Origin of the sequence: Bradyrhizobium sp. (genome assembly GCF_016213215.1) — a bacterium.
Taxonomy (GTDB): Bacteria; Pseudomonadota; Alphaproteobacteria; order Rhizobiales; family Xanthobacteraceae; genus Bradyrhizobium.
In genome coordinates this window covers 1-7,682 of sequence record NZ_JACRAW010000150.1, presented here as the reverse complement: position 1 = coordinate 7,682, position 7,682 = coordinate 1, and the positions used below count along the sequence as shown (strand labels likewise).

The following is a 7,682-nucleotide window of genomic DNA, read 5'->3' as shown; positions in this document are numbered from 1 at the left end:
TGCTGCACCAGGTACGAAGGCACGCGCCCGGCTTCGCCTTGCGCGTGATCAGTTCGGGCATACCTGCGGCGGAAATGCTGCGTGACGAGCATTGCCAGTTGATCATCACGCCGCGTCCGCCCGCCGGCAGCGACATCCTGCAGAAGCGGCTATTCGAGGACACCTATTGCGTATTCTACGATTCGGCGCAGCGGGCCGCCCCGCTCACGGTGGAAGACTACCTCGCCGCCGACCACGTGACGGTGCTGTATGAGCCGAGGCGGCGGCTCGACCTCGACGACGTGCTCGCCGAGCGCGGCATCAATCGCCGCTTCGTCGCGCAGGTACCTGGCTTCGCCGGCATCGGCCCGTTCCTGCACGGCAGTACGATGATCGCAACGCTGCCGAGCCTGTTGCGCGCTCACATGCTGCGTGGCTTCGCCGTCGTGCCGGTTCCGGTCGAGTGCCCGCCGATGCCGATGTACATGGTCTGGCACCTTCGTCATCAGGCCGATCCGATGCACCAGTGGCTGCGCCAGCAGCTCGAGAGCCTGGTCGGTCCCGCGCTTGCCAGCGCGGCGGCGCACATGCCCGTCTAGCCAAAAGCCTGATCGCCGTTCAGAACGGAATGCCTTCCGAGCCATCCCCTCCGGAGGCCGCGCGTCGATAGTCGCGCGGGCTGGAGCCGATATGGCGCTTGAAGAAGCGGCAGAAATAGGCGGGATCGTCGAAACCGAGCTCATAGGCGAGCTTGGAAATCGGCGCGGCAATATAGGTGAGGCGACGGCAGGCCTCGCGGGCCAGGCGCGCATGGACGAGATCGAGCGCGGTCTGGCCGGTCTCGGCGCGCGTCAGGCGGTTCAGCCGCTCGGGCGTCATGCCCAATTCGTCCGCATAGCGCGAGATCGGCCAGTGCTCGCGGTGATGGGCCTCGACCAGCACGATGAAGCGGGTGAACAGCGCGGCGCTCCGTCCCCCGCGCTGCTCGCCCTGCGACTGCCGCGCGCTCTGCTGCGCGAGCCGCCAGACGATAGAGCGGCCGAGCCATAGCGGCACCGGCGAGCCGGTGGCGTCGCTGGCGGAAAACTCCTCGGCCAGCTCATCGAACAGCGAGGCAATGCGCCGTGTCGCGGCGGCCGCGGGCTCGAACGCAACGATCTGCGCCGTTGCGAACAGGTGGCGCAGCGCCTCCCCGGTCGCCGGCACGTCACCTTCGACGACCGCGCGCGGATTGAAGGTAAATACATAGCCATCGGTCTCGCGCGAGAAGCGGAAGGCATGCACCACACCGGGCGGGATCACCACGGCCACGGGCCCGTGCCGCCGCTCGCGAGTTTCGTCCAAGCCAATTTCGGCCGGTCCCGATGCGATCCACAGGATCTGGTGCAGCCCCTGGTGCGTATGCGCCTCGATCTCCCAGCGATACAGCCGGCTGCGTGTCTGGATCGCCTCGACATGCAGCATATCCGCGCCCGCACCCGATACCTCTCCGTAAAGGGCGAAAGCGGGAATCGATGACTTCGGACGAAAGCGGGGCATGCGCCACCATGCCCCAAAACATCGGAAAAGTGCAAGTCTATGCGAGCGTTCGTGTCTCACGGCGGAGCGTCGCCGCGACTAGCATAGTAAAAAATGAGAACGACAACCCCCTTCAGAGGAAACACCCATGTTCACATTCGATCCGTATTCGCCGGCGATCGATGCCGACCCGTTTCCGTTCTACAAGACGTTGCGCGACGAATACCCCTGCTTCTGGAGCCCGCAGGCGCAGACCTGGGTCCTGTCGCGCTATTCCGACATCGTCTCGGCCGGCCAGAACTGGCAGCTCTATTCCTCGGCCAAGGGCAATCTCATGACCGAGCTGCCAAATCGCGCCGGCGCGACCCTGGGCACCACCGACCCGCCGCGGCATGACCGCCTGCGCGGCCTGGTCCAGCACGCTTTCATGAAACGCAACCTCGAAGGCCTTGCCGAGCCGATGCGCGACATCGCGCGCACGGCAGCCGAGGCGCTGCGCGGCAAGGACCAGTTCGACTTCATCGACGCGTTCTCCTCCAAGTTCACCGTGCGCGTCTTGTTCGCCGCCTTGGGATTGCCGCTCGGCGACGAGCAGACTGTCCGTGACAAGGCGGTGCTGATGGTGCAGAGCGACCCGGTCAGCCGCGCCAAGGGCGAGGAGCACATCGCTGCCTACAACTGGATGCGGGACTACGCGGCCAAGGTGATCGCCGACCGCCGCGCCCATCCGCAGAACGATTTGATCTCGCATTTCAGCATGGCCGAGATCGACGGCGACAAGCTCGACGAGCGCGAGGTGCTCCTGACCACCACCACGCTGATCATGGCCGGCATCGAATCGCTCGGCGGCTTCATGAGCATGCTTGGCCTCAACCTCGCGGACTATGCCGACGCGCGCAAGGCCGTGGTCGCCAAGCCGGAGCTGTTGCCGGACGCGGTCGAGGAATCGCTGCGCTTCAACACCTCGGCCCAGCGTTTCCGCCGCTGCCTGCAGAAGGATGTCACGTTGCACGGCCAGACCATGCGCGAGGGCGATTTCGTCTGCCTCGCCTACGGCTCGGGCAATCGTGACGAGCGGCAATATCCCAATCCCGATGTGTATGACATCACGCGCAAGCCGCGCGGCCATCTCGGCTTCGGCGGCGGCGTCCATGCCTGCCTCGGCTCGGCGATCGCGCGCATGGCGATCAGGATCGCCTTCGAGGAGTTCCACAAGGTCGTTCCGAACTACCGGCGCGCCCAGGAGAAGCTCGACTGGATGCCGTCATCGACCTTCCGCAGCCCGCTGCGGCTGCCGCTGACGGTTCACTGATCGAAGGTAAGACATGGTCAGGATCATCTATGTCGAGCCCTCGGGCAACCCGCGCACCGTCGACGTGACCGAGGAATGGAGCCTGATGCAGGGAGCCACCGCGAACGGCGTCGATGGCATCGTCGGCGAGTGCGGCGGCTCCTGCGCCTGCGGCACCTGCCACTGTTACGTCGAGGAGAGCCGGCTGGCCGAGTTGCCGCCGCCGAGCAGCACCGAACAGGACACCCTTGACGGCGTCGCCGCCGAGATCAAGCCCAACAGCCGCCTCGCCTGTCAGATCAGGGCGACGGCGGCACTCGAAGGGCTGGTGGTCACGCTGCCGGAGACGCAGGGGTAACCTTGCCGAGATTAAGATGAGTTTGTCTCCGCAGCGGCGGTACACCTCTCCCCTTGCGGGAGAGGTCGGATCGCATCGAAAAATGCGATCCGGGTGAGGGGTATCTGTCCGCGAGAGAAGCTTTTGACATTTGATTCCGCGGAGAGAGACCCCTCATCCGGCGCTGACTAAAGCCCGCGCCACCTTCTCCCACAAGGGGAGAAGGAAGGGAGTTCGCGGCAAGACCTCCTGAACGAAATCTCGTTTACCCCGCGGCCAGCTGCCGGTCGAGGTCGTGCAGCACCTGATAGCAGGGCAGCACCTGGGCGACGCTGGCGTTGGGCTCGCGGCCCTCGCGGATCGCGGCGAAGAACTCGCGGTCCTGCAATTCGATGCCGTTCATGGAGACGTCGACCTTGGAGACGTCGATCTTCTCCTCCTTGCCGTTCACGAGGTCGTCGTAGCGCGCAATGTAGGTGCCGGTGTCGCCGATGTAGCGGAAGAAGGTGCCGAGCGGGCCGTCATTGTTGAACGACAGGCTCAAGGTGCAGATCGCGCCGTTCGCAGCCTTGAGCTGGATCGACATGTCCATGGCAATGCCCAGGGCTGGATGGATCGGCCCCTGGATGGCGTTCGCCTTCACGATCGGCGAGCGCGCCTGATACGCGAACAGGTCCACCGTGTGCGCTGCGTGGTGCCACAACAGATGGTCGGTCCAGCTTCGCGCCTGGCCGAGCGCGTTCATGTTGGTGCGGCGGAAGAAATAGGTCTGCACGTCCATCTGCTGGATGTTGTACTCGCCGGCCACGATCTTCTTGCGCACCCATTGATGGCTGGGATTGAAGCGCCGCGTGTGGCCGCACATCGCGACCAGCCCGCTTCTCTTCTGCAGGTCCACCACGGCCTGCGCATCGGCGAGCGAGTCGGCGAGCGGAATCTCGATCTGGACATGCTTGCCGGCCTTCATGCAGGCCAGCGCCTGGGCGGCATGCATCTGGGTCGGCGTGCACAGGATCACGGCGTCCACTTCCTTCAGCGCGAGGCTGTCGGCGAGTTCGGTCGAGACGTGGCCGATGCCGTATTTCGCAGCGACTTCCCTGGTCGGCTCGAGCCGGCGGCCGACCAGCGAGACCACCTCGACGCCGTCGATGTTCTTGATGCCGTCGAGATGCTTGATGCCGAACGCGCCGGCACCGGCAAGCGCGACCTTGATTGTCTTGGCCATGTCAGTTGTTCTCCAGGATCAGATGGCCGACGGCGGTGTTGCTCGCAGGCACGTGATAGAAGCGGTGGCGGACGGTCGGCTTGTTGCCGCCGGCAACGTCGCCCATCGCGCCGCGCGCGATCAGCCACATCACGAGCTCGATGCCTTCGCTGCCGGCCTCGCGCACATAATCGATATGGGGCATCTTCGACAGCCCGTCGGGATCATTGATCAGCCGGTCCAGGAAGGCGTTGTCCCACTCCCGGTTGATGAGTCCGGCGCGCGGGCCCTGCAGCTGGTGGCTCATGCCGCCGGTGCCCCAGATCTGCACGTTGAGCGGCTCGTCGTAGGACGAGATCGCGCGGCGGATCGCCTGGCCGAGCATGAAGCAGCGCCGCCCCGAGGGCACCGGATACTGCACGACGTTGACCGCGAACGGAATCACCGGGCAGGGCCAGGCCTGCACCTGGCCGCACATCAGGCTGAGCGGAACGGTGAGGCCGTGGTCGACGTCCATCCTGTTGACGATGGTGAGGTCGAAATCGTCCTGGATCACCGATTGGGCGATGTGGGACGCAAGCTTGGGGTGACCGATGACCTTCGGCACCGGACGCGGCCCCCAGCCTTCATCGGCGGGCGTGAATTCCGCGGCGGTGCCGATCGCGAAGGTCGGGATCATGTCCAGGCTGAACGCGGTCGCGTGGTCGTTGAAGACCAGGAAGATCGCGTCCGGCTTCTGCTCCTTCAGCCACTGCTTGGAGAAGTCGTAGCCCGCAAAGACCGGCTGCCAGTACGGCTCGCCCGTCTTGCCGAGATCCATCGCGGCGCCGATCGCCGGGACGTGCGAGGTGTAGACGCTTGCGGTGATACGGGCCATCACTTCTTCTCCCCGAGATGGCGGTTGCCTTCGATGGAGCGCCCACCCTTCACCATCATGTCGCGGTATTCTTCCTCGCTCATGCCGGTCATGCTGCCGGCCATCTGCTGGAAGCTCTTGCCGTCGGTCGCGCCGATCTTGGCAAGGAAATAGATGTTGCCGCCCAGCGCGATGCAGCGGTTGAGATCGCGCGCCAGCACGGCCTGCTTCTGCTCCTCGGTCATCGGCCATTCATCGAGATAGGCGCGCTCGTTCGCCTTGAAGCGGGCGCGGTTCTCGGCCTTCATCAGCGACATGCAGAACTGGTTGAGGTGGTAGCCCTGGCGCGACATGTCGGCGTCGAAGATGGTCGTGCCGGGGATGTCCTTGTACGGTTTGTCGAGTGCCATCGGATGTCTCCTTTCAGCATTCTTCCGGCCAGTACAGCCGCATCGGATTGTCGACCAGCAGCTTGCGCTGCAAGTCGGGCGTGACCGCGACGTGCGGAATGAAATCGACGAGAAGGCCGTCGTCCGGCATGTGGTTCTTCAGGTTCGGATGCGGCCAGTCGGTGCCCCACAGCACGCGGTCCGGGAAGGTCTCGACGATACGTCGGGCAAACGGCACCACGTCGCGATAGGCGTTCTGCTCCCCGTTGAGCGCCGGCGGGCCCGAAACCGACAACCGTTCCGGGCAGCTTACCTTGGACCAGACGTTCGGATTGTCGCGCATGAATTTCACGAACAGTTCGAACTCGGGGCCGTCGACCGGCTTGGTCACGTCGGGCCGTCCCATGTGATCGACGACAATCGTGGTCGGCAGCGAGGTGAAGAAATCCCACAGCTCGGGCAGGTCCTGCGCTTCGAAATAGATCACAACGTGCCAGCCCAGCCTGGCAATGCGGCCGGCGATTTCGATCAATTCGTCGCGCGGGGTGAAGTCGACCAGGCGCTTGACGAAATTGAAGCGCACGCCGCGCACGCCGGCCTCGTTCATCGCCTTGAGCTCTGCGTCGCCGACGCTGCGCTTGACGGTGGCGACGCCGCGCGCCCGGCCGCCGGAATGGATCAAGGCATCGACCATGGCGCTGTTGTCGGCACCATGACAGGTGGCCTGTACCACCACGTTGCGGGCAAAGCCGAGATGGTCGCGCAGCGCGTAGAGCTGGTCGCGCGAAGCGTCGCACGGGGTGTACTTGCGCTCCGGCGCATAAGGGAATTGCGCGCCGGGCCCGAACACGTGGCAGTGCGCGTCGACCGAACCCGTCGGCACCTTGAAGCGCGGCTTGGAAGGCCCGGAATACCAATCGAGCCAGCCCGGCGTCTTTTCGAATTGCATCGTCCCTCTCATTTACCCGATTTGATCCTGGCGAGGATGCGGTCGGCTTCCGTCCGCCAGTCGGCGCTGCGCGCGAACTCCCTGGTACCCCTGGTGCCGAACACGCCCTCGTCGGCGAGATCGGCGATGAAGGCCTGGCGCTCGGCGGTGCCCTGCGCCGACCACGGCGTCAACCCGGCCTCGCGCACGGTCTCGGCCACCTCGCGCACCTCTTCGGCGCGGCGCCTTCCGTGCTCGATCACGCGCTGGAAGAAATAGGCGCCCTGCTTCTCCCAGTCGATGCTAGGGAAGGTCTCCGCCAGCGAGGCCAGCACCGCGTCCTCGACACCATAGGCACGCGCCGTGGTGAAGCTCTCGATGACCATGGCTTCCATGCCCTTGATCATGATGCTGCGGCACATCTTCACCGCCGAAGCAACGCCGAGCCTGTCACTGGCGACCTTGGCGTCGAAACCGATCTCGCGCAGAAGCGGCGCCAGGGCGGCCGCGGAGCCGCCGCCGAGCAGGAGCGGCACCTTGATGCGATAGGGCGGCACCGAGGTCATGACCGCGCCCTCGACGTAGCGTCCTCCGGCGCCGTCGATCAGCGCGGCGGCGCGGCCCTTGGCGCCCGGCGAAGCGGAGTTGAAGTCGAGAAAGAACGATCCGGGCTTCACGGCCGGCGCGCAGGCCTGCGCGACCGGCACCGCCTGGCTCGCGGTGACCGCGGAAACGATCAGGTCGGCTTCTTTCGCCAGCGCCGCATGCGATGTGGCCAGCGCAACGCCGATCCGTGCGGCGTGCTCGCGCAACGGCGACGCGCGGTCGTCGTCCAGCTTGATGTCGTAGGCGGAAACCCGCAACCCCTCCTTGCGCAGGTCCTCGGCGAGAATCTTGCCGACCTCGCCGTAGCCGACGAGACCGACATGCCACTGGTTGGAAGCACCCGTCATGACCGTCAATCGATGTATTTGAGCCCTGCCTTCTGCAGCGGCTCGCGCATCTTGTACATATCGAGGCCGAGCTCGCCGTTTGCCAGCCTCTTCCGCTTGTCACCCTCATTGGCCTCGCGCGCCGCAGCGGCGTCCGCCGCCTGGTGCGCCACGGCCGCCGGACCCACGACCACGCCGGCGGGATCGGCGACGATCACGTCGCCCGGGTTGACCAGCGCGCCCGCGCA

General features: G+C 65.5%; 9 protein-coding genes and 1 pseudogene. 3 read left to right on the top strand and 7 right to left on the bottom strand.

The window, feature by feature from the left end; translation table 11 throughout:
* A partial coding sequence (locus HY852_RS24475) for a LysR substrate-binding domain-containing protein (protein WP_291607476.1) occupies positions 1–578 on the top strand: 578 nt, incomplete at its 5' end.
* A gap of 19 nt (positions 579–597) precedes the next feature.
* Here the strand turns inward: HY852_RS24475 and HY852_RS24470 are convergent.
* Positions 598–1,518 (bottom strand): helix-turn-helix domain-containing protein, encoded by a 921-nt coding sequence (locus HY852_RS24470; RefSeq protein WP_291607475.1) that lies wholly within the window; start codon positions 1,516–1,518, stop codon positions 598–600.
* Positions 1,519–1,645: 127 nt separating this feature from the next.
* On the opposite strand from HY852_RS24470, the gene HY852_RS24465 reads away from it, so the two are divergent.
* Positions 1,646–2,809 (top strand): cytochrome P450, encoded by a 1,164-nt coding sequence (locus HY852_RS24465; protein WP_291607474.1) that lies wholly within the window; start codon positions 1,646–1,648, stop codon positions 2,807–2,809.
* Between the two features lie 13 nt (positions 2,810–2,822).
* Entirely contained in the window at positions 2,823–3,146 is a 324-nt protein-coding gene (locus tag HY852_RS24460; protein ID WP_291607473.1) for a 2Fe-2S iron-sulfur cluster-binding protein, read from the top strand.
* A 244-nt stretch (positions 3,147–3,390) separates the two neighbouring features.
* Here the strand turns inward: HY852_RS24460 and HY852_RS24455 are convergent, their stop codons facing one another.
* The 6 genes and pseudogenes from HY852_RS24455 to HY852_RS24430 all read right to left on the bottom strand — a co-directional run.
* Positions 3,391–4,350, bottom strand: coding sequence for a Gfo/Idh/MocA family oxidoreductase (locus tag HY852_RS24455; RefSeq protein ID WP_291607472.1), 960 nt, complete (start codon positions 4,348–4,350; stop codon positions 3,391–3,393).
* A 1-nt stretch (position 4,351) separates the two neighbouring features.
* A complete protein-coding gene (locus HY852_RS24450) occupies positions 4,352–5,206 on the bottom strand; it encodes a class III extradiol dioxygenase subunit beta (protein ID WP_291607471.1) in 855 nt (284 codons plus the stop codon).
* Positions 5,206–5,595: a protocatechuate 4,5-dioxygenase subunit alpha gene (gene ligA / locus HY852_RS24445; protein ID WP_291607470.1), complete on the bottom strand. Its 390-nt coding sequence runs from the start codon at positions 5,593–5,595 to the stop codon at positions 5,206–5,208. Before ligA ends, HY852_RS24450 begins: the two co-directional genes overlap by 1 nt.
* 13 nt (positions 5,596–5,608) lie before the next feature.
* Complete coding sequence (locus HY852_RS24440; RefSeq protein ID WP_291607469.1) at positions 5,609–6,523, bottom strand: amidohydrolase family protein; 915 nt, start codon at positions 6,521–6,523, stop codon at positions 5,609–5,611.
* Between the two features lie 8 nt (positions 6,524–6,531).
* On the bottom strand, positions 6,532–7,455 hold the full coding sequence (locus tag HY852_RS24435) for an NAD(P)-dependent oxidoreductase (protein WP_291607468.1): 924 nt from the start codon (positions 7,453–7,455) through the stop codon (positions 6,532–6,534).
* Between the two features lie 5 nt (positions 7,456–7,460).
* Positions 7,461–7,682 (bottom strand): annotated as a pseudogene (locus HY852_RS24430) (4-carboxy-4-hydroxy-2-oxoadipate aldolase/oxaloacetate decarboxylase); the annotation flags it as partial.

What these genes read in the sequence shown, in the direction of transcription:
- HY852_RS24465 (WP_291607474.1), top strand. Translation starts at nt 1,646, where the DNA reads ATGTTCACATTCGATCCGTATTCGCCGGCGATCGATGCCGACCCGTTT.
- HY852_RS24450 (WP_291607471.1), bottom strand. Translation starts at nt 5,206, where the DNA reads ATGGCCCGTATCACCGCAAGCGTCTACACCTCGCACGTCCCGGCGATC.
- HY852_RS24440 (WP_291607469.1), bottom strand. Translation starts at nt 6,523, where the DNA reads ATGCAATTCGAAAAGACGCCGGGCTGGCTCGATTGGTATTCCGGGCCT.
- HY852_RS24455 (WP_291607472.1), bottom strand. Translation starts at nt 4,350, where the DNA reads ATGGCCAAGACAATCAAGGTCGCGCTTGCCGGTGCCGGCGCGTTCGGC.
- HY852_RS24460 (WP_291607473.1), top strand. Translation starts at nt 2,823, where the DNA reads ATGGTCAGGATCATCTATGTCGAGCCCTCGGGCAACCCGCGCACCGTC.
- HY852_RS24435 (WP_291607468.1), bottom strand. Translation starts at nt 7,455, where the DNA reads ATGACGGGTGCTTCCAACCAGTGGCATGTCGGTCTCGTCGGCTACGGC.
- HY852_RS24470 (WP_291607475.1), bottom strand. Translation starts at nt 1,518, where the DNA reads ATGCCCCGCTTTCGTCCGAAGTCATCGATTCCCGCTTTCGCCCTTTAC.
- ligA (WP_291607470.1), bottom strand. Translation starts at nt 5,595, where the DNA reads ATGGCACTCGACAAACCGTACAAGGACATCCCCGGCACGACCATCTTC.